Source organism: Pseudomonadota bacterium (assembly GCA_036339585.1).
Lineage (GTDB): Bacteria > Pseudomonadota > Alphaproteobacteria > UBA8366 > UBA8366 > UBA8366.
On sequence record JAYZAS010000002.1, the window covers coordinates 69,970 to 96,542 of the forward strand.

Annotated in this window: 24 protein-coding genes; 16 read left to right on the forward strand and 8 right to left on the reverse strand. The window is 45.2% G+C overall.

From position 1 onward, the window contains the following. Positions 1-115: 115 nt before the first annotated feature. A complete protein-coding gene (locus VX941_02000; protein MEE2932178.1) occupies positions 116-1,291 on the reverse strand; it encodes an acetyl-CoA C-acetyltransferase in 1,176 nt (391 codons plus the stop codon). Between the two features lie 189 nt (positions 1,292-1,480). Beyond that, positions 1,481-1,711 carry a DUF1289 domain-containing protein gene (locus VX941_02005; GenBank protein ID MEE2932179.1) on the reverse strand — a complete coding sequence of 77 codons (231 nt, stop codon included), beginning with the start codon at positions 1,709-1,711 and terminating at the stop codon, positions 1,481-1,483. A 354-nt stretch (positions 1,712-2,065) separates the two neighbouring features. On the opposite strand from VX941_02005, the gene VX941_02010 reads away from it, so the two are divergent. From VX941_02010 to VX941_02020, 3 genes are read left to right on the forward strand one after another with little or no spacing between them, the layout of a single operon-like run. Continuing rightward, positions 2,066-3,262 carry a CoA transferase gene (locus VX941_02010; protein ID MEE2932180.1) on the forward strand — a complete coding sequence of 399 codons (1,197 nt, stop codon included), beginning with the start codon at positions 2,066-2,068 and terminating at the stop codon, positions 3,260-3,262. A 20-nt stretch (positions 3,263-3,282) separates the two neighbouring features. Continuing rightward, the gene (locus VX941_02015) at positions 3,283-4,035 is read left to right on the forward strand and encodes an enoyl-CoA hydratase-related protein (GenBank protein MEE2932181.1); all 753 of its coding nucleotides are present in this window, start codon (positions 3,283-3,285) and stop codon (positions 4,033-4,035) included. 5 nt (positions 4,036-4,040) lie between these two features. Continuing rightward, positions 4,041-4,985: an acetamidase/formamidase family protein gene (locus VX941_02020; GenBank protein MEE2932182.1), complete on the forward strand. Its 945-nt coding sequence runs from the start codon at positions 4,041-4,043 to the stop codon at positions 4,983-4,985. Positions 4,986-4,991: 6 nt separating this feature from the next. On the opposite strand, the gene VX941_02025 is transcribed toward VX941_02020, so the two are convergent. Both VX941_02025 and VX941_02030 read right to left on the reverse strand, forming a co-directional pair. After that, positions 4,992-6,095 (reverse strand): alpha/beta fold hydrolase, encoded by a 1,104-nt coding sequence (locus VX941_02025; protein ID MEE2932183.1) that lies wholly within the window; start codon positions 6,093-6,095, stop codon positions 4,992-4,994. Next, positions 6,022-6,462 (reverse strand): hypothetical protein, encoded by a 441-nt coding sequence (locus VX941_02030; GenBank protein ID MEE2932184.1) that lies wholly within the window; start codon positions 6,460-6,462, stop codon positions 6,022-6,024. The genes VX941_02025 and VX941_02030 overlap by 74 nt, the downstream gene beginning before the upstream one ends. A gap of 155 nt (positions 6,463-6,617) precedes the next feature. On the opposite strand from VX941_02030, the gene phaR reads away from it, so the two are divergent. The 5 genes from phaR to cysC all read left to right on the forward strand — a co-directional run bounded on the left by phaR (position 6,618) and on the right by cysC (position 11,489). Then, entirely contained in the window at positions 6,618-7,199 is a 582-nt protein-coding gene (gene phaR / locus VX941_02035; GenBank protein ID MEE2932185.1) for a polyhydroxyalkanoate synthesis repressor PhaR, read from the forward strand. A gap of 152 nt (positions 7,200-7,351) precedes the next feature. Continuing rightward, positions 7,352-8,869, forward strand: a complete 1,518-nt coding sequence (locus tag VX941_02040; GenBank protein ID MEE2932186.1) for an acyl--CoA ligase — start codon at positions 7,352-7,354, stop codon at positions 8,867-8,869. Further along, a complete protein-coding gene (locus VX941_02045; GenBank protein ID MEE2932187.1) occupies positions 8,866-9,840 on the forward strand; it encodes a 2-dehydropantoate 2-reductase in 975 nt (324 codons plus the stop codon). The genes VX941_02040 and VX941_02045 overlap by 4 nt, the downstream gene beginning before the upstream one ends. A gap of 19 nt (positions 9,841-9,859) precedes the next feature. Next, a complete protein-coding gene (locus tag VX941_02050; GenBank protein ID MEE2932188.1) occupies positions 9,860-10,807 on the forward strand; it encodes a methyltransferase domain-containing protein in 948 nt (315 codons plus the stop codon). Positions 10,808-10,859: 52 nt separating this feature from the next. Further along, the gene (cysC, locus tag VX941_02055) at positions 10,860-11,489 is read left to right on the forward strand and encodes an adenylyl-sulfate kinase (GenBank protein ID MEE2932189.1); all 630 of its coding nucleotides are present in this window, start codon (positions 10,860-10,862) and stop codon (positions 11,487-11,489) included. Here cysC and VX941_02060 read toward each other — a convergent pair. The 3 genes from VX941_02060 to VX941_02070 are packed head-to-tail and all read right to left on the reverse strand — an operon-like array spanning position 11,486 to position 14,925. Continuing rightward, on the reverse strand, positions 11,486-12,682 hold the full coding sequence (locus tag VX941_02060) for an alpha/beta hydrolase family protein (protein MEE2932190.1): 1,197 nt from the start codon (positions 12,680-12,682) through the stop codon (positions 11,486-11,488). The genes cysC and VX941_02060 overlap by 4 nt on opposite strands. An 18-nt stretch (positions 12,683-12,700) precedes the next feature. Further along, the gene (locus tag VX941_02065; protein MEE2932191.1) at positions 12,701-13,225 is read right to left on the reverse strand and encodes an adenylyl-sulfate kinase; all 525 of its coding nucleotides are present in this window, start codon (positions 13,223-13,225) and stop codon (positions 12,701-12,703) included. A gap of 38 nt (positions 13,226-13,263) precedes the next feature. Further along, positions 13,264-14,925, reverse strand: a complete 1,662-nt coding sequence (locus VX941_02070) for a sulfatase-like hydrolase/transferase (GenBank protein MEE2932192.1) — start codon at positions 14,923-14,925, stop codon at positions 13,264-13,266. Between the two features lie 359 nt (positions 14,926-15,284). Between VX941_02070 and VX941_02075 the strand changes: the two genes are divergently transcribed. From VX941_02075 to VX941_02090, 4 genes are read left to right on the forward strand one after another with little or no spacing between them, the layout of a single operon-like run. After that, positions 15,285-16,040, forward strand: a complete 756-nt coding sequence (locus VX941_02075; protein MEE2932193.1) for an SDR family oxidoreductase — start codon at positions 15,285-15,287, stop codon at positions 16,038-16,040. A 35-nt stretch (positions 16,041-16,075) separates the two neighbouring features. Beyond that, a complete protein-coding gene (locus VX941_02080) occupies positions 16,076-17,275 on the forward strand; it encodes a DegT/DnrJ/EryC1/StrS family aminotransferase (protein MEE2932194.1) in 1,200 nt (399 codons plus the stop codon). A 36-nt stretch (positions 17,276-17,311) separates the two neighbouring features. Then, positions 17,312-18,286 (forward strand): hypothetical protein, encoded by a 975-nt coding sequence (locus VX941_02085; protein ID MEE2932195.1) that lies wholly within the window; start codon positions 17,312-17,314, stop codon positions 18,284-18,286. A 2-nt stretch (positions 18,287-18,288) separates the two neighbouring features. Further along, positions 18,289-19,242, forward strand: a complete 954-nt coding sequence (locus VX941_02090; protein ID MEE2932196.1) for a hypothetical protein — start codon at positions 18,289-18,291, stop codon at positions 19,240-19,242. Positions 19,243-19,250: 8 nt separating this feature from the next. Here VX941_02090 and VX941_02095 read toward each other — a convergent pair whose 3' ends face one another. Beyond that, on the reverse strand, positions 19,251-20,264 hold the full coding sequence (locus VX941_02095) for an SDR family NAD(P)-dependent oxidoreductase (GenBank protein MEE2932197.1): 1,014 nt from the start codon (positions 20,262-20,264) through the stop codon (positions 19,251-19,253). 119 nt (positions 20,265-20,383) lie between these two features. Between VX941_02095 and VX941_02100 the strand changes: the two genes are divergently transcribed. From VX941_02100 to VX941_02115, 4 genes are read left to right on the forward strand one after another with little or no spacing between them, the layout of a single operon-like run. Further along, on the forward strand, positions 20,384-22,873 hold the full coding sequence (locus VX941_02100; GenBank protein ID MEE2932198.1) for an HAD-IIIC family phosphatase: 2,490 nt from the start codon (positions 20,384-20,386) through the stop codon (positions 22,871-22,873). After that, positions 22,870-23,307, forward strand: coding sequence for a MaoC/PaaZ C-terminal domain-containing protein (locus tag VX941_02105; protein MEE2932199.1), 438 nt, complete (start codon positions 22,870-22,872; stop codon positions 23,305-23,307). Before VX941_02100 ends, VX941_02105 begins: the two co-directional genes overlap by 4 nt. Before the next feature lie 29 nt (positions 23,308-23,336). Further along, positions 23,337-25,481, forward strand: coding sequence for a B12-binding domain-containing radical SAM protein (locus tag VX941_02110; GenBank protein MEE2932200.1), 2,145 nt, complete (start codon positions 23,337-23,339; stop codon positions 25,479-25,481). A 39-nt stretch (positions 25,482-25,520) separates the two neighbouring features. Continuing rightward, positions 25,521-26,573 carry an SDR family NAD(P)-dependent oxidoreductase gene (locus VX941_02115; protein MEE2932201.1) on the forward strand — a complete coding sequence of 351 codons (1,053 nt, stop codon included), beginning with the start codon at positions 25,521-25,523 and terminating at the stop codon, positions 26,571-26,573.

The following is a 26,573-nucleotide window of genomic DNA, read 5'->3' on the forward strand; positions in this document are numbered from 1 at the left end:
TTCACCCTTTCAGCTAATGAAATTAAACACTAACTATAAAAATTTTCGGCGCTAATTGTGAAATTGATTTGAGACCGCATACAGCCACAGCCTCCACGGCGAGTTTGCACCCCGTTCAATCGCGCTCGACACACATGGCTATACCCATCCCGCCTCCGATACACAAAGTGGCAAGACCCTTTTTAGCTTCCCGGCGTATCATTTCGAATATTAGCGTGGTTAGCACTCTCGTTCCCGAAGCACCAACAGGATGGCCTAGTGCGATCGCGCCACCATTGACATTCACCTTCTCTGGATCCCAGGCCATTTCTTTATTAACGGCACATGCTTGTGCTGCAAAGGCCTCGTTCGCCTCGATTAAATCTAAATCGTTAACACTCCAACCTGCTTTTATTAGTGCCTTTTGACTAGCTGGAATAGGACCTGACCCCATTATCGCAGGGTCAACACCTGCGGTAGCCCATGATGCAATACGTGCAAGTGGGACTATGCCACGCGTTTCAGCTTCACTGGATTTCATCAGCACCGTTGCTGCGGCCCCGTCATTTATTCCGGAAGCACTACCAGCGGTGACGGTGCCATCTTTGGCAAAGGCTGGACGGAGCCCGTTCAAATCCTCTAGCGTTGTATCTGGTTTCGGGTGTTCGTCACTATCAACAACAACGCTCCCATCACGTGTCGCGACCTCCACTGGCACAATCTCATCTTTGAAACGATCGGCGTCGACTGCTAGCTTTGTTTTCTGCTGACTTCTATAAGCAAATTCATCTTGCTGTTCACGGGATATTTGCCATTTCTCAGCAACGTTTTCTGCAGTTATTCCCATGTGGTAACCATTAAAATGATCCCAGAGGCCATCTTTGAGCATTGTATCAACAAATTCAATGCTTCCCATTTTCTGTCCATTGCGCATTTGCGCGCAATGGGGTGCAAGACTCATATTTTCCTGCCCACCAGCGACAATAATTTTTGCATCACCCAAAGTTATTGACTGCATGCCCATTGCAACACTTCTCAACCCAGAACCACAAAGCTGATTGATCTGCAGCGCCGTTTTTTCAAAAGGGATTTCTGCCTTAACTGCTGCTTGCCGAGCGGGATTTTGCCCTTGCCCAGCAGTTAAAATTTGCCCCATGATAAGTTCATCCACTTCACTGGGTGCAACTTTCGCTCTACTCAACGCCTCTATAACTGCTACTGCCCCCAGATGTGCGGCGGGTGTTTTACTCAAACTTCCTAAAAAAGCACCCACAGGCGTTCTGGCAGCCCCAGCTATCACTACATCAGTCATAATGATTAATCCCTACCCAAAACTCTGTTATAATTTTCAATTGTGCCATGACTACGCGCAACCTTTCAATGACTCCTAGATCTTATAATCACAATTCGTTTACGGCCATTCCTATATCAATCAACCACGATAATCCTGCAAACAATTTAAACCTCATATGAAAAACCATTCAAATGTAGTTCTCTTTTTTCACACTTTTACATTATCATCTGCTGGGAATTCTCTGTCTGGATTCATTAATCGCCACTGTTTTGGGTTGCGATGTGGAAGAGCTTTGAGAACCTGATTCCGTTGATCATCTGTCATGTGGAACCATTCTTCAACCTCTTTTGGATAACGCAGACATCCGCAACACATCCACACTCCATCAAACTTACGAGTATGACAAATGCCTTTACAGGGGGAGTTAAGATAAGCCATGTTTTTCGCCCTCTATTTCTCAGTTTGCTCAGACAAGCGCTCATATAATCAATATTTATTCCAAATATGTCTGTTTTCAAAACAGATAGGAGGTCGAATAAATTATCTAAACGTTCAGCCTGTGATCGTTTGCCTAAAAATCACACTTGCAACGAGGAACAATTTTTACCTAAATCTCCATAAACTTTTACCTTTTTATCCATGTGACCTGAGCCTGAAGTGTAACCGTTAGATTGTCGATAGAAAAAATATTTCTCTTTTAAAACGTCATAAAGTTGTTTCTATCTTTAATTCCTGAACATACTATTCGTCCAAGGGTACTGTTGTGAAATAATCAAAAAATTGGGGAGTTTTATGAGCGACAACCAACCTCTACGCGGAATTAAGGTTTGTGATTTTGCTGCTGGTATTGCTGGACCCTATGCCAGCATGATGCTGGCACAGTACGGCGCAGACGTTGTAAAAGTAGAAGCGGTTGATGGCGACTGGATACGCAACACAGGCGGTCGTTTAAAAGGAGACCACGGAGCCCAATCCTTAGTCACAGCGCGCGGCAAAAGATCTCTGGCAATAAACTTGAAACATCCCAAAGGGCATGAGATAGCGCTCAAGCTTGCGGCTGGTGCGGACATAGTTACCGAGAGCTTTAGGCCTGGCGTGATCAAGCGTCTTGGTCTTGATTATCCAACGGTGAAGAAGGTAAACCCGAAGGTCATATATCTTTCCGTGTCAGGTTTTGGTCAGTCTGGGCCGCATGCCCAGCGCGCGGCTATGGATCTAATATTGCAAGCTTTTTCAGGGCTGATGTCAGTAACGATAGACACAAGTAATCAACCCATACGGGTCGGTATCTCGATAGTTGATTACTTAACCGGTCTTTACGCCCTACAAGCAACAATGGCCGCCCTAATTGGACGATCGGTAGGGTCTTCAGGCGAACACCTTGATATCAGCCTTATGCAAGCAGCTTTAGCACCACAAGCTGCTCAGTTAATACGGCAACACGTTAGCGGACATCAACCTCATGCCTTTGGTATGCCGGTAGGTACATTTCGTGCAAAAGACGGATACGTTACAATTTCGGGAGCAAAACCTGAACATTTTATCCAAACTTGCGATCTATTGGATCGGGAAGATATCAAAAATCACCCGCAGTTTGCCTCACACCAAGACCGTATTGCCAATGCAAAGAAAATTAATTCGATGATGCAGGAAACTATAATAGGGCAAACCTGTGAGTACTGGGTAGACGCTTTCAACAAAACAGGCCTTATGTGTGCAAAAGTAAATAATTATGATGACGTGTTAAATGACGAACATTGCCAACTAATAAATAGCTTCACATGGATTGAACAGGCCGGGGTTGGCAAAATCCCCGTCGTCAATCCACCGGGACCAGCAATTCTGAAGACAAATGACAGCCGAGGGCACGCGCCTAATATCGGTGAACATTCAAGTGCTGTGCTCGAGGAACTTGGTTACAGCCAAACTGAAATTAAAGTTTTTTCCGAAGCCGGGGTGGTTAATCTCGGTTTAAAATCTATGAATTAAGGCTCAGAAAGGAGAGATTTGTGACAGAACCTGTCGTTCTTTATGAAATAACTGATCGTGTCGCCACAATTACGATTAACAGACCCGAAAAATTGAATGCGTTGAATGACGAGGTCATTACTGGCCTCCGTAATGCAATGCATCGCTTCAAAGAGGGTGACGAGGCTGTAGCCATAGTGACAGGTGCCGGCACTCGCTCATTCTCTGCCGGCGCTGATGTTAACGGACCGCCGCGCAACCCGCCAACCTGGACTGCAATTCCTGGGGTCGGCCTCGATCTGGACAAACCAGTGATTGCTGCCGTCTCCGGCTACTGTATTGGGGCAGCTATAGTATTGGTACAATTTGCTGATCTCGCTGTTGCCGCTGAAAATGCAGTCTTTCACTACCCAGAAACCCAATTAGGTGTTTCAGGAGGCATGATTGCAAGTATGGCAGCTCGCATACCTCATAAGGTTGCTATGGAATTATTAATTGCAGGCACAAAATTTTCGGCTCAACGAGCTTATGAGGTTGGAATGGTTAATAAGGTAGTACCAGATGGACAGCACATAGATGCAGCGATGGAATACGCAGTAAAACTTCGCAACAGTGCGCCATTAGTAATGAGCATGTTAAAACGCTTTGTCCGCGATGACATACTACCCAAAGGCCCAGTGGAGCGTGCCGGAATTGCACTTCGCGAAACACAAAAGATTGACCAAAGTGAGGACAAACGGGAGGGTCTCGGTGCATTTAAGGAAAAACGCAAACCCAACTTCAATGGACGATAATTAGAATGGCGCAATGCCACAAATTCCTTCCTTCCCCGGGCACCGTTCATTGGGGCTATTTTGATGGAACGCTGCCCTCAATTGGTGAGATTGCCTCTGGGGATACCCTGATAATCGAAACAATCTCCGGTGGGCCAAGTGATTTGCCCGATGATCAAAGCCTCGAAGTCTTGCCTGTCCACCGTGACATACATGCAAAATGTCAGAGGGACGGTGGGGGGCATATTTTAACGGGTCCAATATCAATTAAAAATGCAAAACCGGGCGATATGCTTGAAGTGAAAATTAAGGATATCGAACTGAACTTTAATTGGGGGTTTAATCGGATACGCCCGTTATCAGGCACGTTACCCGAAGATTTTCCTTGTTACCAACTGACTACGATACCACTCGACACTGAAAAAATGACGGCGACTTTGCCCTGGGGCACCGAGCTCCAACTTAATCCGTTCTTTGGTGTCATGGGGACAGCACCTCCTCAAGAATGGGGACGTCAACCATCAACCATACCACGCGCATTCGGAGGAAACCTCGACATTAAATCACTCACAAAAGGAGCAAAACTTTTTCTGCCGGTTTTCGTTGAAGGAGGATTATTTTCTGTTGGAGACGGCCATGGCTGCCAAGGGGACGGTGAGGCAAATGGCACCGCTATCGAAACAGGTCTTAGAGGAACCTTTGAAATTTGCCTACACAAAAATATAAATTTATCTATGCCGAGGGCAGAAACTGAAACACATTTTATTTCTATCGGCATTGATCCCTCTTTGGATAATGCGGCCAAGCAAGCTTTGCGCGAAATGATTCAATTTATTTGTGACAATTCAAACTTGTCGAGGAAAGAAGCTTACACATTATGTAGTCTCGCCGCGGACATGCGTGTTAGCCAAACCGTGAACATACACAAGGGTATTCATCTTATGATACCAAAGTCCGCAGTACGGGGCTAAAACCAATCAGGGTGTGGAAAGCCATTTGGCCACTGGCGTCCATAATGTCTTCTTAGCAGATCGGCCAACGACCATCCCTACGTGCCCAGCAGCGGGTTCGAGAAACGTTACCTGTGGCAGAGTTTTCCCTAGTGCAATAGCGGAACCTCGCGGCACAATGCGATCATTCTCTGGCACAACTACAAGAACGGGTTTGTCAAAAAAAGCGGGCTTTACAACGTGACCATCAACTTTCCATTCGCCTTTCGCCGGGCTATTGCTTCCATACCAATCACAAAAACATTCCCGCGCCACCGATGCGACCAATGGCACTCCATCATTTACCCAATCTTCGATAGCAACAAATGCATGAGCGTCCGGTGTTTCAGGATCTTTTTCAGAGAACGAAACGAACTTTCGCTCAATTAAAAGGGGATCAAGTGCACTGAAACAAATTTGAAGAACATCAGACGGCAGTTCTTCGACTAATTTGATCGAAGGTTCTAAAACTGAATAAAGGGTTGCTAGGGCATTGGCATAGGGAACCCCTTTGTTGTGGAAATTCCAGGGTGTGGCCAATAAAACAAGGTTGTTTATTTTCGCTACGTTGCGGAGTGACATTCCCATCGCGAGCATCCCACCCATACAATAACCTATCACTGAAACAGATGGATAATCCGTTGCATTTCCGACCCAGTCTAGGACATGATCCAAGCGCTTCACATAATCACCAACTGCAAATGACCGTTCGATTTGGCTTGGCGTGCCCCAGTCTACCACGAAAGGATGAAATCCCTCTCCTGCTAACCAACGAACAAAACTACGCTCCTCACTTAAATCTAAAATATAGTGTCGATTAATTAGTGATGGAATTATGATGACAGGCTTAGTTCTCCGTTCATCACCATAGTCCAGAAGCCGCGTAGACCCCTCAGTCCAAACTACCGGCGGATCCTCTAACTTTCGCCGATAAGAGTGATCACGGTAAACCTGAACGCCCTTCATAAAGGCCGACAACCTGTCCCGACTTAGCCTTTCAACCCGAGCCGCAAAATTGTCAGGCCTCTGACTTCGAAGTGCTTCGAGAATCTGTGCTCCGGCTCTTGCTAGAGTTGGACTCCAATTTAGCAATCCGTTCCTCAAGAGCGGTAACGCGGCATTCGAGCTCGTGTAAAGATTTAGAGCCATCATCAGATGAAGAGGAAGTGGCCTTGGTCCGAGGCGCGGGGTTTGCATGGGGGGATTGGCCGGCAAATGCGCGGAGTATTGCATCAAAATCGGGAACTCCTTCGGTTTTCGCCTCTGGTGAGGAATCTGAAGCCGGGGAAACGAAGAGCCACGGGAACATTGCAGCCAAATTCATCTCAGGTGTTTTTTCCTCGAACGCAGCAAATGCCCGACTTATTGTATCTACAGTTTGCGGATCAGTTGCTATCGCTGAAATGTGCTCCCGCCACAAATCAAGATAACGTTTCGCTAAATCATCGCCGTCTGACATCTGAACATTATATCCGCTCGATCGATTTAGAGCTAGCCGAGAAATCTAACGGCAAACATCCCACCACTTAGGGCTTTCAGAAGTATGCGGCTCAGTATAGGTTAACAAAATTATATTTGTTCAAAGGGGAACCGAAATTATCGGGACGTGGAGCCATGTCGGCAAAAAAAGATAGAGATGAGACTATTATCATTAAAAAGTATGCAAACCGCAGGCTATACAATACTTCTACTAGTAGCTACGTGACACTAGATCACCTATGCCAAATGGTGAAAGACGGAATCGACTTCACAGTTCATGATGCTAAGACAGGTGAAGATATAACGCGGTCCGTTCTGACACAAATAATTGTTGAAGAGGAGGCAAAGGGAGAACACTTGCTTCCCATTGGATTTCTACGCCAGATCATCGGCTTTTACGGAGATAACATGAAGGGAATGATGATTCCTCAATACCTCGAGCATTCCATGAAGACCTTTGCCGAAAACCAAGATCAGCTGCAATCCTATTTTCAAGAAACCATGGGGAAAATATTTCCATTTGGTTCACTCGATGAAATAGGCAAACAAAATCTCGCCATGCTTCAGCAAACGCTGAAAATGTTTTCAACTACTGATAAGAAAACCGCGTCAGAAGAGTATAAAAACCGAGGAAAAAATTCAGAAAATGAAGAAGTTTATGAACTGCGTAAAAGACTTGATGAAATGCAACGTCAAATTAACAAGATGACTGAATAGCCCCAAATCTTTTTATTGAATCCCAAGGCCTCGTAAGCGACAAATATTTGTAAGAATTAAGCAACTTATTTGTTGCATCATTATTAAAACAGTAGAGCAAGAAAAACGTTCGAAAGTTAGTTTTATGTTTTCTTTGCTCAGGAACGTAATTTATGACCAATACAATCGTATCATGCCTCGAAAAAGGCCTTTGCAACGAAGTAGCCATTGGTGCACCCGGTCGCACAGGCTTAACTTTTCAAGAGCTCCGCGACCATATTAAAAATACAGCAAACGCACTCAACTCGCGTGGCATAGGAAGAAATGATAGGGTGGCGATTGTCCTACCAAATGGCCCAGAAATGGCATCGGCTTTTCTAGCAGTTGGTGCGTGCGCTACTACCGCCCCGCTAAATCCCTCTTACAGAGCCGATGAATACGATTTTTATCTCTCTGATCTTGGCGCCAAAGCACTGTTAGTTGAAAAAAATAGCAGTTCCCCTGCTATAGAGGTCGCCAAATCGCGCAATATAACCGTAATCGAGATTGCTTGGTCCGAAACCGATCCTGCAGGGTCCTTCACATTAATTAACGGGCAAACTGATGATTCCGTCCATGAAGGTATGGCCGAGCCTGAGGATATCGCCTTAGTGTTACATACCTCTGGTACCACCTCGCGGCCAAAAATAGTACCGCTGTCACACGCCAATATTACTGCCTCAGCAAGACACATCGGAGCCGCCTTGTCACTCTCGAACTCCGATAGATGTATGAATATAATGCCGTTATTCCACATCCACGGATTAATCGCAGCTGTGTTATCCTCAGTAGCAGCCGGAGGCTCTGTGTTTTGCTGTCCCTCTTTTAATGCTTTGAAAGTATTCAGCTGGTTCGATGCGTCTGCCCCTAACTGGTACACGGCAGTGCCAACGATGCATCAAGCAATTCTATCTAGAGCAGTGCGCAATGCAGAAATTATAGCCAAGTTATCGCTACGCTTCATTCGCTCTTCATCTTCATCGTTACCTCCTCCAATTATGCTGGAATTAGAAAAAACTTTTGGTGCACCCGTGATCGAATCTTACGGGATGACAGAGGCGGCTCATCAAATGACAAGTAATCAGTTGCCGCCGGGGCAGCGCAAACCAGGTTGCGTTGGCGTTGCCGCTGGACCACAAGTTGAGATAATGGGAGAGGATGGCCAAATACTGCCGAGAGGCGACACAGGAGAAATAGTAATTCGCGGTCCAAATGTAACTAGTGGCTATGAGAGTAACCCAACTGCAAATAAGGATAATTTTAGAGAAGGGTGGTTTTGCACCGGAGACCAAGGGCTGCTGGATCCGGATGGGTTTCTCAAGATCACGGGACGGTTGAAGGAAATAATAAACCGTGGAGGTGAAAAAATAGCTCCTTTAGAAGTCGATAACGTAATTCAAGCCCACTCGGCGGTAGCACAAGTAGTCACATTTGCCATGCCTCACTCAAAACTCGGGGAGGACGTCGCGGCTGCAATAGTATTAGTCGAAGGAGGAAGTGCAAGCGAACGTGAAATTAAGGACTTTGCTGCGGCGAAGCTAGCTGACTTCAAAGTTCCTCGGCAAATCATTTTTGTTGATGAAATTCCGAAAGGCGCTACTGGTAAGATGCAACGCATTGGTCTTGCAGAGAAACTTGGACTGAATAAATGAAAATCTGCATTTTTGGAGCTGGTGCCATTGGTGGATTCATAGGGGCTGAGCTTGCCGCTAGCGAACACGAGGTATCCTTGATTGCACGCGGTCCTCATTTGTCCGCTATCCAAGAGAACGGCCTAAAACTTATCCGAGCTGGATCCGAGAGAGTCACCCATCCCGTAGCCACTGACAATCCCTCAGTACTCGGATCACAGGACTTTGTATTCATCACATTAAAAGCACATTCAGTACCTGGGGTAGTTGAACACATGCAACCTCTTTTGGGCCCAAACACCACCGTGGTCACCGCAGTTAATGGTTTGCCTTGGTGGTACTTCTATCAAACCGAAGGCATACATTCGAATAAACAACTTTCTGCTGTGGACCCTGGAAACAAACAATGGAATGGCATTAGGCCTGAAAGAGTAATCGGTTGTGTTGTCTATCCTGCTGCTGAGATTTATAAACCGGGTGTCATCCAACATATAGAGGGAGATCGCTTTACTCTAGGAGAGCCCGATGGCAGCCGATCAGAGCGCGTAAAATGTATATCCCGAGCACTCATTAAGAGCGGTTTCAAAGCACCCGTTAGAACGCGCATACGTGATGAGATTTGGATAAAACTCTGGGGTAATCTAAGTTTTAATCCAATAAGCGCCCTCACTGGGGCAACACTTGTGGAGATCTGCAATGATGACGGAGCAATATCAGTAGTCCGCAAAATGATGCTAGAGGCGGCAGAGATCGCTACTGCACTTGGTGTAAACCTGTCCGTTGATATCGAAAAACGGATTGCAGGGGCCAAAGCCGTAGGTGCCCACAAAACTTCTATGCTCCAAGATCTAGAGCGTGGAAGGCCAATGGAAATAGATGCACTAATCGGTGCCGTGCAAGAACTGGGTATCCTAACTAAAAAACCAACACCAACCATCGATACTGTACTAGCGCTTATCAAGCAACGTGCCCGTCTCGCTGGTTGTTATTAGGGAATGTGAGATGAACGCTATGAGCGTTAGGGAACTTGCAAAGAAGAGTATTGGTATTAGCTGCCTGTATTATCTTTTCGATGACTGGCGCACGGGGAGACAAATTGCTCGTGGCAATATTGAAGCCGAGAGCGGGGCCCGCCACAATCAACTTTCGACTAGGGAGTCTACTTCCTACATCAGAAAGGTTTATAACGACTACCTAGCGTATGGTCGTGTCAAAAAATTTAAAGGGCGTATCGCAGAGATAGGCCCTGGAGACAACTTCGGGGTGGCCCTATTGCTGCTCACCCATGGTGCGCAAGAAGTCGACGCTATCGATCGTTTTTATTCAAGGAGGGATCACGATGCGCAATGGAAAATATACAGTGCATTATGCTCAGAGGAAGGTATAGAAAACCCTTTCCTCGGCGATCCTGGCGAGATTACGCTCCACGGACTAGGGTATCATCCAGGAGTGGCCGCTGAGGAATTTTTCACCTCACGTAAAGAATACTATGATGTAATACTCTCAAGAGCAGTATTAGAACATTTATTTGATCCTATAGGGGCCCTCCGTGATATGGCAGAGTCACTTAAACCAGGCGGTAGCCTCATCCACCGAATCGATTTGAGAGATCATGGGATGTTTCCAAACCACCACCCCCTAACTTTTCTGACAATAAATGAAATAATTTATCGCCGTATGACAAGTGAGTCGGGCCGCCCAAATCGTATACTCATTCATCGCTACAGAGAATGGCTCGAAAAAAGTAACCTAGACGGCGAAATTTGGATCACGCGCCTCGCAGGAATAAAAAGCGAATTCAAGCCTGTTTGCTGGGATGACATTCCAATCAGAAGTCGCAATAAAGCTTTGACTGCTGTGCAACAGGTCCGCCCCAGGCTTGCCCGAAGCTTACGTAACGTGTCAGACGAGGATTTAGCCGTCACGGGAATAGTGCTCACTGCAAAATCCCGAGCTTGATATGTATGCGTGCGTATTTATAAATCGTTAAATGTCACAAAGGTCTTATAAAATGGGAAGCAAAGAAGAGAACGGACCGAAATCAAATCAAAACCTAGTTGAAGTCCAAAGTAGTGTGAGCGATGAAGAAAAGGCATTGCGTAACGGTCATAAAGGCGGGGTCCTCTGGTTTACTGGCCTCCCAGGATCTGGCAAATCAACCTTGGCGGTAGAACTTGAACGCTGTTTATTTGACTCCGGCTATAATGCGTTTGTGCTTGATGGTGACAACGTGCGCAGTGGGCTCAATGCTGATTTGGGATTTTCGCCCGAAGATAGGACCGAAAATATTAGACGCGTCGGCGAGGTAGCGGCATTAATGGCTAATGCGGGCCTAATAACTATTGCGGCATTCATTTCGCCATATAAAAGTGACCGAAGGCAAGCGCGCACAGCGTCCGGTATGTGTTTTCATGAAATAGCGATTGTAGCTGATCTTTCAACATGTGAGGCGCGGGACCCAAAAGGTCACTATAAAAAAGCTCGGTTAGGTGAGATACCAGATTTTACTGGTGTGTCGGCTCCCTACGAATACCCTGAGACGCCTGACCTTGTTGTTGATACAGACTCTAACACCATTACACGTTGCGTTGACCTACTTGTAGAATATGTGCAGGAAAATTTTATACTGAAGGACGGTTAAAAGCTCGCAGCTTTTCTGAGAGCCTTTGGCAATTCATGATTAGCTGTGATCAAAAGTCTTGCGAAAGCTGGCCAAGTCAAGTTTGGATAAAAACCGTGCCCTCCCTCTGCCCTTATTGCAACTAGTCGGTCATCAGCGCCAAACGATGCGTATACGTTTCGAGCTGATTCAACCACTTTTTGAGCACCACCGAATGGCCATATGTGATCACGATCACCGGAAACCGTAATAAATGGACGCGGCGCGACTAACGCTACTACCGCATCAAGCTCAAACCATCGTAAAATACCTGGAACCACATTTTGCCCCTCAGGATCACCCCGTGTAAGAAGCGTTTTCCTAATGAAACCTATACATCCCGACGCTATAACTCCCGCGATACGTTCATCCATAGCACTAGCATATAAAGCCGTGGTGCCACCGGATGACGATCCTACTATATAAATTCGTTCGGGGTCGATGGCCATGCCAGGTGCTCCCTCGACTAACCAATTAATTAACGAGGAAACATCACTTGCACGTTCGCCCACTAAAGACCGTCCGAGTAATAGAGCATGATTTGCAGCATCGATGCAGACAGCGGCTGACGGGCTGAATAGAGAGCGCTCTCGCCGTTCCCCAAAACAAGACTGCTCCAAACAAATTGCCAAGAAACCATGCGCAGCTGCCTGGCGTGCAATGTCTGCTCCATAATGAATTTTAATAGGATCGGCTGGCATTCGTTCTTCACCCCAAGACAAATGCATGCCTGAATTTGTGCCTTGAAGACAGATCATGACAGGTGTTTTACGATCAGAATCAAAGCTTGGGTCCCAAACCATCCTCACTGGCAAATCCAGCCCGTCTCTAACTTTTAAATAAAGGCTACGGTGCTTAAATCCGTCTCGGTTAGCACAGTCTTTTAGATGATTTACTCGCGGTGGACCACCAAATCGACCATACCCAGAAAGCTCGATTAGTTTAGCTCGCACTTGATTTTGCCACTCTTTGGCATCAGCGATTTTTGTACGCTCCCAATCTAGAACCATTTCGGCACCCACGCCGCTTCCTCGATGACAGTCCGAGGGGCTTAGTGCAACACAGCTTGGAGCCACTGGATATGGGTTATATTCAAAGCCTAGCACGCGTAACATGCGGCGATATAGGGAAATCCTGCGTGCCCTAAGCTCTACTTTAAACCGAGCTCTATTCATATAATTTGTTTATATCCACTATACTTTAATCTTTCTGGCTAATATTGGAATATTCCGTATTAACTGTTCAGCCATTTTGTAAGGTTTCTCGCGCAAATCTGCATTAAAAATAAGGTCTGGACTTACTGGAATATGCCACTCAATATCCACTCCAACAACGTTGCTTTCTTTGCCTTTTTTAGCAGCAGCGTAGAGGCCTTTAACATCCTGCTCGATAATAAAATTCATGGAAGCATCAAGGTATACTTCAAAATAATCATCGAAGTTTTCGCGATTCCACAACAATAGTTCTGGATTATTGTAGAGTACGCCGACAACTACAATACAACCTTGTTGTGACAAAAGCTGCGCCATACTTTGGAGCCTTTTAACTTGAAGAATTCGATCTTCCTCTTTGTATGACAAATTATGTCCAAAAGCCTCGCGCACCTCATCACCGTCTAAAAGCACTAGCGCCGGCAAATGGGGCTTTGCCAAGTCCCAAAATGCTTTACATAAGGTAGTCTTACCTGCGCCGGATAACCCTGTGACCCAAATCACCATATCAAATTTCCAAAAAATTGCATTAATTCAACACTTTGTCATCTAGCAGACGCAAACTTATTTGAATAAGCTTGTTCTGGCTGGGAATAATCCCGCATCGCTAGAATATCGGCTCTCTCTTTTTCCAAATATGATCTTAACTGGGATATTACCTCTGCATACTTTGGATCTTTTGACAAATCTAACAACTCGTCTGGATCAGACCGTTTATCAAATAGACCTAATATTTTAAGCTGCGATCCTATAAGAACTAACATCATGCGATAGCAGTGCGTAGTAACTGTAAAATACAGATCACGGTTTTCTAGATCGGCATTCCCTGAACCTGCACTTTCTGTGATTACAGCTTCACATCCACCATCAAAGGCCGATATCCCCTTAAAACTTTCATGAGCAGTTATGCCAAGGGCATCTAAGTACGTAGCGGTTATTCCCATACTATCCACTAACCCAATGTTTTTTGGAAGCGCCCCGCACCCAGACATAATAAGAGGAATATCTATATCTTCAAAATGCGTTCGAAGTGCTACGTTACCTCTCTTGCGCGGGCTACCTGCGTAAAAGTTTCCGTGGTCACCGGTAATCACTATTACGGTGTCATCAAAGCGTTCTACGCTACGCAAAGCATCAATTAATCTGCCAATTTCACGATCAATCAACATAAGTGCAGTGTCATAACTAGCTCGTCGTTTCGTTTTCCCTTTCATCCTCAGCCAAACCCATCTAGGCCATGTGATTAAACGCTTTAAAATATGGGACGGGCGAGACAAGGAACGGCAATCATGCAGATCCATTAGGTGGAGGTGGACTGACCAAGGTCCGTCGTTTCTCGTAATAAAATCAGACAATGGACCCATCACTTCATCAGCTTTGGTTTCGAACTGCGCCAAAAATAACAATGGAAAATTATATTTGGCAAAAAACCTCTCTGATCGCCATCGAACAGCCTCTAACACCCTCCAAAATCGGTAACCGAAACCTGGCTTCTCCAGTCCCAGATACCGCCAATATAATACAGGGGGAATGGTCATCATCTTTTCAATAACTGTGTCAGCCGAATGCTCAAAAAGGTTTATTTCTGCTCGACATCCGGCAGCTACCCTTTCATTTATCTTTCTCAGTCTTGATGACCACGTAATGCCTCGGCCACCTTCCGAAATACTGGCCACCCTCCGCAATAAAAATACAAACTCATTTTGAAGCAGGCTAACTATCTCGCGTTTCGATAGATCGCCATTTTTCCATCTCTTCAATTCATACTGAAGGTTCCTACCGATCAGATGCGCAAGTATAACGCGCGAATCCATAGCCGTGTGCATATCGGAAAATCCACGATCATAACCATGTGTTATGCCAAGAACGTTGCATGACGCCATCATCTGAGTTGAATAACCTGCATCACTTAACTGCTCAGCATAGCTACGTGGACGGTACCTAATTCCGTTATTATAACCACCGTGATCGAGTGGGTAGGTCAAACTAAATAGTGCAGGCAGTACAAACTGTGTTGCCTGAGCGTTCGCTACAGCCCAACTAACATTTCCTTGCTCTGCAAGGTAAGCAAGATTGGGAGTGACTTTTCGGGCATGTTCTAAATCTGATATAACATCATAACGCAATCCATCTATGACAAGGAATATGCCGTTTTTTTGTTTTGCCTGTCTTTTGGCACGATTATATCCCGTAACAGATTTTTTCATAAGGTCTGCCGCGCATGGTAATAATAACAAGTGCTCATTGTTTTGAACAAAAGCAACACAAAGGCCATACAATGAACGCACTTATTTGACTATAAAATTCTAAAATTATTCTCTTACCCACAGCTGGACCTTTGCTTTTCAGAAAACCAATCCTTGACCTTTTTGTGCCCGCAACGTTAGATAAAGGTGTTCGCGGGATGAACGTGCTAACAGTCCCCCGATATGGCTGCGAATTTTAGTGAAATGCGTAGCGTTTTAGATCGTCATCTTACGCTGGTGAGAATAATCTGAAAAGTTATTCACCCGGTCTGCGGTAGCAGTGTGTTGCACCGGTTATTCATGTTATTTGGAGAGGTTATTTGACCTCAACCCTATTTAGTCTGAGTGATAGAACTGCCTATGTTACAGGCGGCTTAGGTACTATTGGCGCTGCCATTTGCCATGCGTTGAGCTCGTGTGGTGCATCTGCAATTGCTTTGGATATAGATTTGCCTGAGCCGCAGCCAGAAAATTCAGTGTATTTTGATATTACCGAACTTAATAATCTCGGCACTCGGCTAGACTGCTTAGAATCACATTCGGGCATTGCCGACATTTGGGTTAACGCCGCTTATCCGCGAACAAGCGATTGGGCCAAACAATCACAGAAAACCCTTACTCAAGAAAGTTGGGCACAGAATGTAAGCCTCCAAATGAATAGTTATTGTCTTTTATCGTCTGCCATAGCAGAGCGAATGGCAGGTCGGGGCGGAGGGTCTATCATTAATCTAGGATCTATCTACGGATTGGTTGGTCCTGATTTCAATATTTATGAAGCTACTGACATGACACTACCGCCGACCTATGCAGCAATCAAAGCTGCTATCGTTAATCATAGTCGTTATTTGGCCAGCTATTATGGATCCCAAAACGTCCGCGTTAATACCGTATGCCCGGGCGGGGTTTTTAATGAACAACCAAAACGCTTCATAGAAAACTACTCACGCCGAACTCCTATGGGGCGGCTCGCCACTGCAGAAGAAATAGGAGGGCCGGTCGCATTCCTCGCTTCTCCTGCTGCATCTTATATTACTGGCTCTGTACTTACAGTAGATGGCGGCTGGACGGCAATTTAGTAAGAATTCAGAAAATATTATCAGCGAGAAAACACGTGAAAAATACTTGGCGATTTGGTCCTAATGAACTCAATTATATTCGGGAAGTCCTAGACTCAGGTTTTGGATCCTCAACTTCAGGTAGTATGAACAATCGCTTCGAGCAGGCTTTAGCTAAAAAAGTAGGAGCACGCTATGCTGTCACTTTTAACTCCGGCACTTCTACACTTCATGCTGCGCTTGACGCGGTAGGAGTCGGTTATGGTGATGAGGTTATTACTACTCCTCTGACGGTCATTTCCAATCTTGACGTAATTCTGGCGCAAAACGCAGTGCCCGTTTTTGCTGATATTAATCCAGACACCTTCAATATCGACCCACAAGAGGTGGAAGCAAAAATCACGGATAGAACTAAAGCTATCATGCCAGTTTCTCTTTACGGCCTTAGCTGCGAAATTGGCCCACTGATGGAAATAGGAAAAAAACACCACATTTGTGTTATAAATGATGCAGCAGAAGCTTATGGTAGCCTTTACAACAACCTGCCGATAGCTAGCGTTGCTGATATTACAAGTTACTCAACGGAAAATTCAAAGCATATCACTACAGGCGATGGAGGCATTGTAGTGACAAACGACGCAGCTCTAGCAGAAAAAATGCGCAAATTTGGTAGTCTTGGCTATGCCGCCCTCAATGCTTCAGATGGACGAATCCGCTCGAATAAAGATATTTTCCAAAATCCTAAATATAAACGCCATGACGCGTTCGGTTACAATTATCGCATGCCAGAAGTTGCAGCAGCAATGGGGCTTGCACAAACTGAACGGCTGGACCACTTTTTGAAACTCCGGAAAGATATTGCGGCGCTCTATATCGACGCGGTTTCAGATTGTGATTATCTCACTCCACAAAAAGTGCCGACAGGTTGCAATAATACTTATTGGACAGTGGCAATGCGCTACGAACGAGTTGACGTCTCGTGGCAAGAATTTCGCGAGAAATTTATCGATTTTGGTGGCGATGGAATTTATGCAGCATGGGCATTACTTTATCATGAAACACTCTTCGCTTCTGGGACGTGGAAGCGCCGATGCCCACCGCTCTATGATAAAATTAACTACCCAATAAAAGGGCACTGCCCGAATGCGGAGAAAGTGCAACCTAAAATCATGCAGTTTGTAAATAATTACGGCACGATTGGTGAGGCTGAACCGTTCGTCGAAGCTCTCAAAAAAACTATCAAGTATTTCGCATAATTGAAGCTTTGCCAAATGGCCACCATAGAACTCTCCATGCTGAAACTTAATGAATTGCCCCAGGCTAAAGAAGTGACAATTTTTGACGCTTCCGAACGCCTGAATATAAATCCGATTGTAGAGTGCATTCATCAACGCGGGTTTTGCATCATCCGAGGACTATTCTCTGAGAAAAAATTAAATTCTGTTTTGACATTAGCGAAAAAGTATTTTTCTACTCCTGCTATCGCCGGCGCTCCCGGCTATTGGAAGGTTGATCATCCCAAAAAATTGATCCACCCATTCACTCTGGGGGGAGAAGCACTCGACCTAGTTCTTGATGAGCGCGTTATTGATATTGTTGAGGCCCTTATGGGGGAAGAATGCATCCTCGCCGAAACGATGTTGAAGTTCGATAAAAAAAGCAGATACGCATATTTCCCTCTTCACAGCGATTTTGCAGTTGGTTGGTCGAAATCGGGAGACCATCAATCAACACTCGACATAAAGGCACTTAAAAAGGTTGTCGGGATTGGCGGTGCATTATACCTTCATGACACTGTTGAGGGTGCTTTTAGGTATTGCGACAGCACCCATCATATACTTTCGCCCCGAGGACAAAAATTTCACTCATACCCGAAAGAAGAACAAGACGCGATGTTAGCGCGCAGCGTCTGTTGCGAGGGGTTAAGGGGTGATTTGGTCTTATTCGACGATCGTGGATTTCATGGGCCGTCTCAGCCGGCACAAGAAAACCGTACTGTAATTCTCTTAGATTATTTTAATGTCAATATCCTAGGGCGGACGCAAGTAGCACCCATGCCGATTTGGTCGACTGATATAGCTTCTTTAACGGACAAGCAGCTTCGGGTAGCCGGAGTGGGTGCCAACTTCATGGTGTCTCCCATGAATTACGCTCACACAAGATTCCAACATAATAAATTGCATAAGCCCCTAGCTTGGGTGATCGATCATGCATACATAACACAGCATTTCAAAAATCTTGTTAAGCATTTTTTGAAGAGGACCTAGGAATGGCAACGATAGCGCACAATCTCTCACGCATACTTCCGCGCTCACTCCGTAGTTGGGCTAAACCAAAGTGGCATTTGCTTCGTGAACTTTGGGAGCTCTATATCAGCCAGGGTGGGTCAATTGGACGGGATTTAGAATTATCTTGCTGGGTAATTTATAAACCCCTGGGGCAAAAAAAAGTTTGTGTTCCCGCTCGGTCATTTAGAGAATTTAGGCGCATTGTTCGTTTCGGAACCAACCCAAAGGACCTTGTTTTTCATTGGATAAACATGATTGATGATTGTGAGGTGTTATACGATATCGGATGCGCAAATGGACATGAAGCACTTTGTGCCCATGGCTTACACGGGTGTCACACGGTATTTATTGAAATGTTTACGCCAAGCATCGAATCGATTTTAAAGGGCGTCGTTTTAGCTACCCGTGGTAGCAGCATATCTTCAAATTTTGATGTGGTAGCGGCTGCTTGCGACCGTGAAGATCGCTACGCCAAGGTTCACCTGCATAATCCCCCAGTGGCGGGTGGCACGAACAACTCTTTCGACAACTTAGACGCTTACTGCCGCGGCGGAAGACAGGATGAGAAAATTTGGGCATCCCAATGGAGCCGCTCAGTATCGATTGATAGCCTGCACCAATTACACGGACTGCCAAAACCAACACACATAAAAATGGACATTGATGGGTTTGAGGACCGTGCTATTGACGGAGCAACAGCGACGTTGAAATCGAGACACGTTCATAGCTGGATAATAGAGATCAGCCCAGGCCGTGAGAGTGCGGTTCACAAGGCCATGGAAGCTGCCGGATACTGCGATATCGCCCATTTCGTTCATTATGAAGAAATCGATGATTGCGAAGATCATTTATTTGTACGAAATGATCTTGCGGAAAACTATAAAAAGAGATTGAAGGACGTACGCCTCAAACTTTATGGTGATCTTCCAAAATGAATTATTTGTTAAACCAAATAATCTCGATCGCGACGAATATCAGTCTGCTTAATCCGGTTGCGCCACCATTCAATAGTGCGCTCGAGACCCTCTTCCAGACCAATCACAGGCGACCAACCAGACTGTTTCTCAAAATTCTCCGCGCTTGCGATCAATTCAAACACCTCGGAATTAGCTGGCCTCAGTCGCTCCGATTCGAGCTCGACAGGTTTGTTCACCCCGGAAAGAGATTGTATCATTTCTACAACTTCACCTATGGAAACAGCATGCCCGCTCCCTGCATTATAAGCAACTCCCGGATCCAAATCAGCTGCAGAGCCCGCACTCATGAATGCTTTAGCTGTATCAGAAACAAAGTTGAAGTCCCGCTTTGGGGTCAAATCACCGAGCCGAATTACGTCGCATGCTGGATCCAGTGCCTGACGTATAATTGTTGGAATTACTGCCCGCTCGCTTTGGCGGGGACCATAGGTATTAAATGGCCGGAGAATAAAAACCTGAAGGCCAAAAGAACGTGCATATGCTTCTGACATCATATCTGCAGCCACTTTACTTGCTGCATAGGGTGATTGGGCATGCAACGGATGGGCTTCAGTAATAGGGGTGCATTGGGCAGTACCGTAGACCTCGGAGGTAGAGGTATGTATGATTCGCGTTACATTTGAGCATCGCGCGGCCTCTAATACATTCAACGTGCCCGTAAGGTTTACATCCACATAAGTCTGTGGGGCCTGATATGAGAAAGGAATTGCAATTAAAGCAGCCAAATGAAAAATTATTTCTTGGTCATTCACCAAGCCCTTAACGAAATTGGGGTCGCGTATATCTCCGCGACATAGTTTAATACGGGCCCTTAAATCTTCAGAGATGTCATCTAACCAGCCATTACTACCGAAAGAATTATATTCAGCCAGCGCAGTGACGTGTGCCCCCACTGCAACTAGGCATTCTGTTAAATGTGAGCCTATGAAACCATCGGCACCAGTAACTAAGACTTTTTTATTCTTGAAAGCTGCAGACACTTTTACGGTAACACCTTTTTTGATTGACCCTACACCACAATCCTGATTTCGAAACACTCTAATCAACAGCAGTACCACCAACAAAGACTTAAGCCAATCTGCTTATCATAATACATGCCATGAAAAACACCGCATTGAAGATTAGTACCCCTGCACCGACGCATGAAAACATGGTCACTGCGTTTCAAAAGGTATTACGCCCCACAGCGAGCCTTGTGGTAGTTCACAGCCAAATCGGTGCTTTCGGCAGCATTGAGGATCCAGCGGCTACAATCTTAGAGGCATTGATTGAAGCAGCTCCAAAAGAAGCCACAATAGCGATGCCGACATTCACGTTTAATTTTTTATCTTCCGGTCGGTACGATCGAAAAAATGATCCATCCGAAACAGGATTACTTACCGAATATTTCCGGTGCAAAGAAACAGTCCGGCGTTCTAGGCACCCGATTTACTCCTATGCGTTTATGGGACCAGAGGCAACCGCATTGTCAGAAATAGGAGGCTCAAGCTGCTGGGGTGAGGATACTGTTTTTTCTGTAATGGAAGAAGAAGACGCAGATATAATGATGCTCGGCAGTAGCTGGGAAAAATGCACGTTCTTCCACTACATCGAACAAATAGCCAATGTTCCATATAGATATCCCAAAAGGTTTGCCGGCATTGCTGATTTCGGGGCCGGCGAGACACCAGTTGAAACGCAGATGCAAGTAAGAAGACTAGACATGGCTGCGGACAATTTATTTGATCCTATTGTCAAAGCCCTAAAAAACATGAAACTAATACGAACGACGAACCTCGGGCGGGGAGTCATTTCTGCTGCAAGTGCTCGTAATATATTCAATGTTGGTTCAGATCTGCTTAAAAAGGACCCGCTAGCCTTAATTGCAGATAGAAAAGCATATATAAATGCTAGAGATGCCACCCGAATTGCACTTCTCTCATCAGCCAACTTAGATACCTTTGCCGATCATTTTGAATCAGCCGCATCAGAGTGGTTAAATGGAGATGCACGTATTTTTGTTCCGCCATTCGGGCAATATCGGCAGAATATTTATGAAAAAGATAGTAAATTATTCAGCTTCAATCCCGAATGGTTATTTTTTCTCGAACGCGCGGAAGATATCTTAGGACCTGTATTATTTGAGCCCTACGAATACAAAGACATTGGCTTCTGGAAAGATGACATCGAAAATCGAGTTCAGTCTTACACCAAGACTATTCGTGTGGCTCGAGAGAGATCGGGTGCAAAAATAATAGTCTTGAACTTTGCGACGCCAGCTAATTCCTATCTTGGTCTATCAGACAGTAGTCAGGAAATGGGCCACAAGGAAGCAATCAAGCATGCAAACCGGGTTCTTAGTAAGAAGCTTAAAAAGGACGATGTTTTTATCCTGGATTTCGAGGTGATAACTTCATCTTTTGGTAGCCACAATTTGTCTGATGATAAATTTTGGTATCTTGGCCGCATACCTTTCAGCCGCGATTTTGGTAATTTTCTTTCGCGACGCCTCTTGGGTACTATGCTCGCGCTAACTCAAAAAACAGCCCGACTAATCGTGACTGACTTAGATAATACACTTTGGCATGGAGTAATAGGAGAAGATGGCGTAGAGAATATCGGCATAGGAACAGACTTCCCAGGAAATGCCTATCGTGATTTCCAGAAAACGCTGAAAGCGTTGGCGAAGCGAGGCATTGCACTCGCAATCTGCAGTAAAAACACAGAAGCAAACGCGCTCGCTGCCTTTTCCAAACGACCAGAGATGGTTTTGAATGAAGATGATTTCGCAGCAAGCCGTATCAATTGGACCAATAAAGCTAATAATATCCGAAGTATAGCTGAAGAAATGTCATTAGGGCTCGGCTCGATATGCTTTCTAGACGATGATCCTCATGAACGTGCTTTAGTGCGGCAACAGTTGCCTGAAGTTTTTGTCCCTGAGCTACCTTACGACCCAGTTAAGCGTCCCCGCGCACTGCTAGAATTACCTTGTTTAGAATCACTAGAAGTGACACCAGAGGACCTTCGTCGTTCCCAACAATACAAATCGCGTGCTGCCATAGAGAGTATTCGTCAAACTGCAGATTCCCTAGAAGATTTTTATTATGATTTGAAGATGTCGTTGTCTTTCGAGCCACTCAATAAAGCCAACCAAAGCCGCGTTCTGCAACTCATCGCAAAAACAAATCAATTCAATACAACCACTCGAAGGTATCAATCTTCTGACTTAAAAAAGCTCGGTGCTGCTGGTGCGGAGATCCTAGCTATTGGGCTGCAAGATAAATTTAGTGAAGAGGAAATTATTGGAGTAATTATTGTAAAATGGCAGTCTAAATCTGCAATTATTGATTTGTTTTTACTGAGCTGTCGAGTTCTTGGCCGTACTGTAGAGTGCGCCATACTAGGGTGGATAGCGGACCGAGCGCGAAAGAAAAGTATCGAGTTTTTAGTCGGCGAGATAATTGAGACGGAACGTAATCAGCCTGTTAGAAACGTATTTACAGATAATGGTTTTTGGAAGGACACTAACGAGAAATACAGTCTCGAACTAGGCAAATCATCGCTCACCATACCAGCTTGGTTCACTGTCAAAGGGATAATGATTTGAGCAATAATGACAAGCTTGCAGTCCGCGATTTAAGCATTGAGGAATTGTCGCCTGGGATGTTTGCCTCCTTCGATACCCTGCTGGGGCGCTCAAAGGTTGATGGGTTTGCCTCTCTCACTGGCGATATATCACCTATTCATGTTGACCCCGCCTACGGCGAGGGCCTGCCTTATGGCGGAAACATCGTTCATGGAATGCTGACTGCGGGATATTTTTCAACCTTGGTAGGTGTGCTACTTCCGGGTCGTCGAGCCTTATTATCAAGTCTTTCGGTCGACTTTCGGGAACCAATCCCTGTCGGTTCCATGGTCACAATTACTTGTCGTATAGTTAGTATTAATGTAAGTGCCTCTACCTTGAAACTGAATCTTATAGCTTTACATGAAGGACAGATTTGCGCCCGTGGGCAGGCTATCGTAAAAGTACGTCCATAAAGTGGGCCTTGAACGCGCCGGAGAGATTAATGAAACGTAAGCTCTTTTTTGCTGATCTCAATTATGTCAATCCTGAAAAGGAATGGACCATAATTCCGTTCCCTCTTAATATAGGGTTCATTGCGGCTTATACACAGAAAATGCTGCCAGATCTGTTTGAGATAAAAATTTTCAAGGATCCGAGCTGTTTCCTTAAAGCCATACAAACGCAAAAACCCGATGTCGTTGCATTTTCAAATTATATTTGGAATAAAAATCTGACTATTGGGTTTGCAAAAGAGTTAAAGCGTTTACATCCGAACTGCGCAACGGTGATGGGGGGGCCAAACTATAATTTCACCGAATTAGAGTGGCTTGATTCGTTTATCCGAGAGGTGCCCGAGATCGATTTCCACATTGAGGGAGAAGGCGAAGTAAAGTTCTATAACCTTATGGCCTGTTTATCTGCTCATGATTTCGATCTGGCTGCAGCGAAAGTAGCATCGCCGGCTGGCACGGCTTTCTTATGCGACAACACCAATAAATTGATTGCTAATGTTACCCTTGATCAAGATGGCACATGGTCTCGTTTTGAGAATATTGATGTGGACTTGAAACGAGGGCGCCTCCTAGATTTAAATGATGTCCCGTCACCATATTTAACCGGTTTATTAGATGAATTTTTAGCGGACACCTCATACTGTCCTATCATTGAAACCAATCGCGGCTGTCCTTACACTTGTTCATTCTGTAATTGGGGCGCGATGGGAAAGTCAAAATCAGCAATGTTTAGCCAAGACAGGGTTGTAGAAGAATTGCACTACATTGCTGATCACAATAAATCTATTACGCCTTACTTGTATGTTGGGGACGCCAATTTCGGCCTTTTCCCCCGGGACGTTGAGATTGCGCAGGTACTTCGCGATTTAAAGGACACTAAAGGATTTCCGCAAAACGTTTATTTGTATTTTGCCAAAAACAGCTCTGAAAAAGTCGTACGCATAGCTGAAATACTCAAAGATATGACGCCCATATCACTTTCACGTCAAACGCAAAATAAAGCCGTCTTAGACAACATAAAGCGCTCAAACATCTCAATCGATACATTTAATAGCCTCGCTGAACTGGCCAAAAAGCTTGGTATAGATAGCAACGTTGAACTTATATTTGGTTTGCCTGGCGAATCAAAACAGAGTTTTCTCGATGGAGTCGAACAGATTGTACATCAGAAAGTTGATGGGCTACACATTTTCCCTGCAATGTTATTAAATGGCTCTGATATGGGAACGAATGCAAGCCGAAAACGTTTTGGCTTAAAGGGTGAGTGGCGTTTGATTGATGGTTGTGCGGGTGAATACGGTCCCGTCCGCGCCATGGAATTCGAAGAAATTATAACTGAGTCGGCCGCCATATCGCGTGACGAGTATTTTGAATTGCGACTATTCCATTTTTTACAAACACTCTTCCTAGACACAAAAATTTATAAAGATGTGGATGTGCTTTTAGGTAGTCACAGCATTGTCGACTTGATAGTGGAAATTATCGATAAGTACCCGCAGGCACCTGAGCCCTTCAGACAACTCATGGAAGACTTTATCCAACAGGCAAAGGGTGAATTCTATACTACGCCACCAGAAATTTTCAGTTCAGAAATGATCAAGGCTGCGCAGCAGCAATCAGTTAAACTAAACCCATTATACATAGCTAGATTATTACACAGTGATGGAGTCCGTCCAGCATTCCATAGTTTTCTCACTGATCTGATTTTAGCGCTAGGCGATTCTAGTCACGACGAAATAGCTGGTGTGCTTGAATTTATTGATGCGTCAATTTATCCGTTTGACGACCAAATGATTCGAGACGTGACAATGCATTTTGATGCGGCAGCTTTTGCACAAAGACCTCACTATGAAAAAACCAACGTGAGCAAATACCTTCTTAAGTATCCCAAGCAATATCGTTATGTGAAACCATTCACGTATGAAAAGTTCACTTCGCTCTATAGTGGCCGCCAACATTCAGATAAAGTTTACGAGATCCTTGTCCACCATACCCATGAAACGTTTCGCCACACGCTATTGAGCCGCTTACAAGGCGAATCCACAGATCTGCCGAAATGGGTCCCCGACCCAGCCATGACCAAACCACAGAATAGCGAACGCGTAATTCGCCTTGAGGGCGGCTGGCTCTATTAGCTTCAAAGGGCCTTCAATGACGCCAACTTTGTATTAGAAATGGATTCTTTTACTGCTACAAATATTCGGACTGGCACCGCGGCCGAGTTGAAAACCGCACTCGTGACTGGTGCAACTGGCTTGCTCGGGCATGCAGTATGTCGTGCACTTTGTGATGACGGATGGCGAATAGCTCTAAGTGGCCGCAAGGTAGATGTATTAAAAAAACTTGCCCGTACTCTTGGAAGCGATGCAATTCCGCTACCCTGTGATCTGTCCCTTCCCGACGCTGGTGCCAGATTAGCTCGCGATGCAAGTGAGGCATTAGGCGCGCCCCACCTTTTTATACATTTGGCCTCACTTCCGGTGAAACCTGTTACTCTATTAGAGACTGCCTTAGACCTAGACCAACAAATTGCTGTCAATGCAAAAGCATTTCTTCAAATTTCGGCAGCGTTACTACCTGAGATGTTACGAACCCAGACGGGAATTATTGTAAGTATGCTAAGTAAAGCTATGCTGCCACCTACTCCCCCTGGTTGGCAGGCCTATACAATGGCAAAGGCAGCGCAGGCGCAAGCTGCAGCAGAAATTACAGCACGATATGGCGAGGCTGGAATTCGTGTGTTTGGTATTATCCCTGATATAATCGCCAGTGAAACAGATTTACCAGGGGCTGCCCCCATATCAAATATCGAAAAATTAGAGGCGCCTATTCCAGCCGTTCGCGTAGCAAACACAATAATAGACGCAATCAATAATACTACAAATCCAATTGATACAGCCATCTCGATAAATGAAAATACTGAGACAAAAGGTTCTTTGGGTTTTTCATTCACTAAAAAGGCAGCTTCCGAATTGGTAATGCCCCAGAGCGATACGTTAGGCATCAGATTAGCTAAAATAATTCAAACGGTTTTGAAATTACCCAAAGAAACAGAGGTAAGTGATGCAGAGCTCGGTGTATTATCTGGCTGGGACTCACTTGGCCATATTAAGCTGATAATGGAGATCGAGTCGCAATTTGACGTTGCATTTAATGCTGAAGAGTCCACAAATCTTACCTCTTTTTCAAGTATACGGGACGCGTTGGCACGCCGCGGTATCACATAG

Coding starts and splice junctions, on each gene's coding strand:
- VX941_02000 (MEE2932178.1), bottom strand. CDS start 1,291: ATGACTGATGTAGTGATAGCTGGGGCTGCCAGAACGCCTGTGGGTGCT.
- VX941_02005 (MEE2932179.1), bottom strand. CDS start 1,711: ATGGCTTATCTTAACTCCCCCTGTAAAGGCATTTGTCATACTCGTAAG.
- VX941_02010 (MEE2932180.1), top strand. CDS start 2,066: ATGAGCGACAACCAACCTCTACGCGGAATTAAGGTTTGTGATTTTGCT.
- VX941_02020 (MEE2932182.1), top strand. CDS start 4,041: ATGGCGCAATGCCACAAATTCCTTCCTTCCCCGGGCACCGTTCATTGG.
- VX941_02030 (MEE2932184.1), bottom strand. CDS start 6,462: ATGTCAGACGGCGATGATTTAGCGAAACGTTATCTTGATTTGTGGCGG.
- phaR (MEE2932185.1), top strand. CDS start 6,618: ATGTCGGCAAAAAAAGATAGAGATGAGACTATTATCATTAAAAAGTAT.
- VX941_02040 (MEE2932186.1), top strand. CDS start 7,352: ATGACCAATACAATCGTATCATGCCTCGAAAAAGGCCTTTGCAACGAA.
- VX941_02045 (MEE2932187.1), top strand. CDS start 8,866: ATGAAAATCTGCATTTTTGGAGCTGGTGCCATTGGTGGATTCATAGGG.
- VX941_02050 (MEE2932188.1), top strand. CDS start 9,860: ATGAGCGTTAGGGAACTTGCAAAGAAGAGTATTGGTATTAGCTGCCTG.
- cysC (MEE2932189.1), top strand. CDS start 10,860: ATGGGAAGCAAAGAAGAGAACGGACCGAAATCAAATCAAAACCTAGTT.
- VX941_02060 (MEE2932190.1), bottom strand. CDS start 12,682: ATGAATAGAGCTCGGTTTAAAGTAGAGCTTAGGGCACGCAGGATTTCC.
- VX941_02065 (MEE2932191.1), bottom strand. CDS start 13,225: ATGGTGATTTGGGTCACAGGGTTATCCGGCGCAGGTAAGACTACCTTA.
- VX941_02070 (MEE2932192.1), bottom strand. CDS start 14,925: ATGAAAAAATCTGTTACGGGATATAATCGTGCCAAAAGACAGGCAAAA.
- VX941_02085 (MEE2932195.1), top strand. CDS start 17,312: ATGCTGAAACTTAATGAATTGCCCCAGGCTAAAGAAGTGACAATTTTT.
- VX941_02090 (MEE2932196.1), top strand. CDS start 18,289: ATGGCAACGATAGCGCACAATCTCTCACGCATACTTCCGCGCTCACTC.
- VX941_02100 (MEE2932198.1), top strand. CDS start 20,384: ATGAAAAACACCGCATTGAAGATTAGTACCCCTGCACCGACGCATGAA.
- VX941_02110 (MEE2932200.1), top strand. CDS start 23,337: ATGAAACGTAAGCTCTTTTTTGCTGATCTCAATTATGTCAATCCTGAA.
- VX941_02115 (MEE2932201.1), top strand. CDS start 25,521: ATGGATTCTTTTACTGCTACAAATATTCGGACTGGCACCGCGGCCGAG.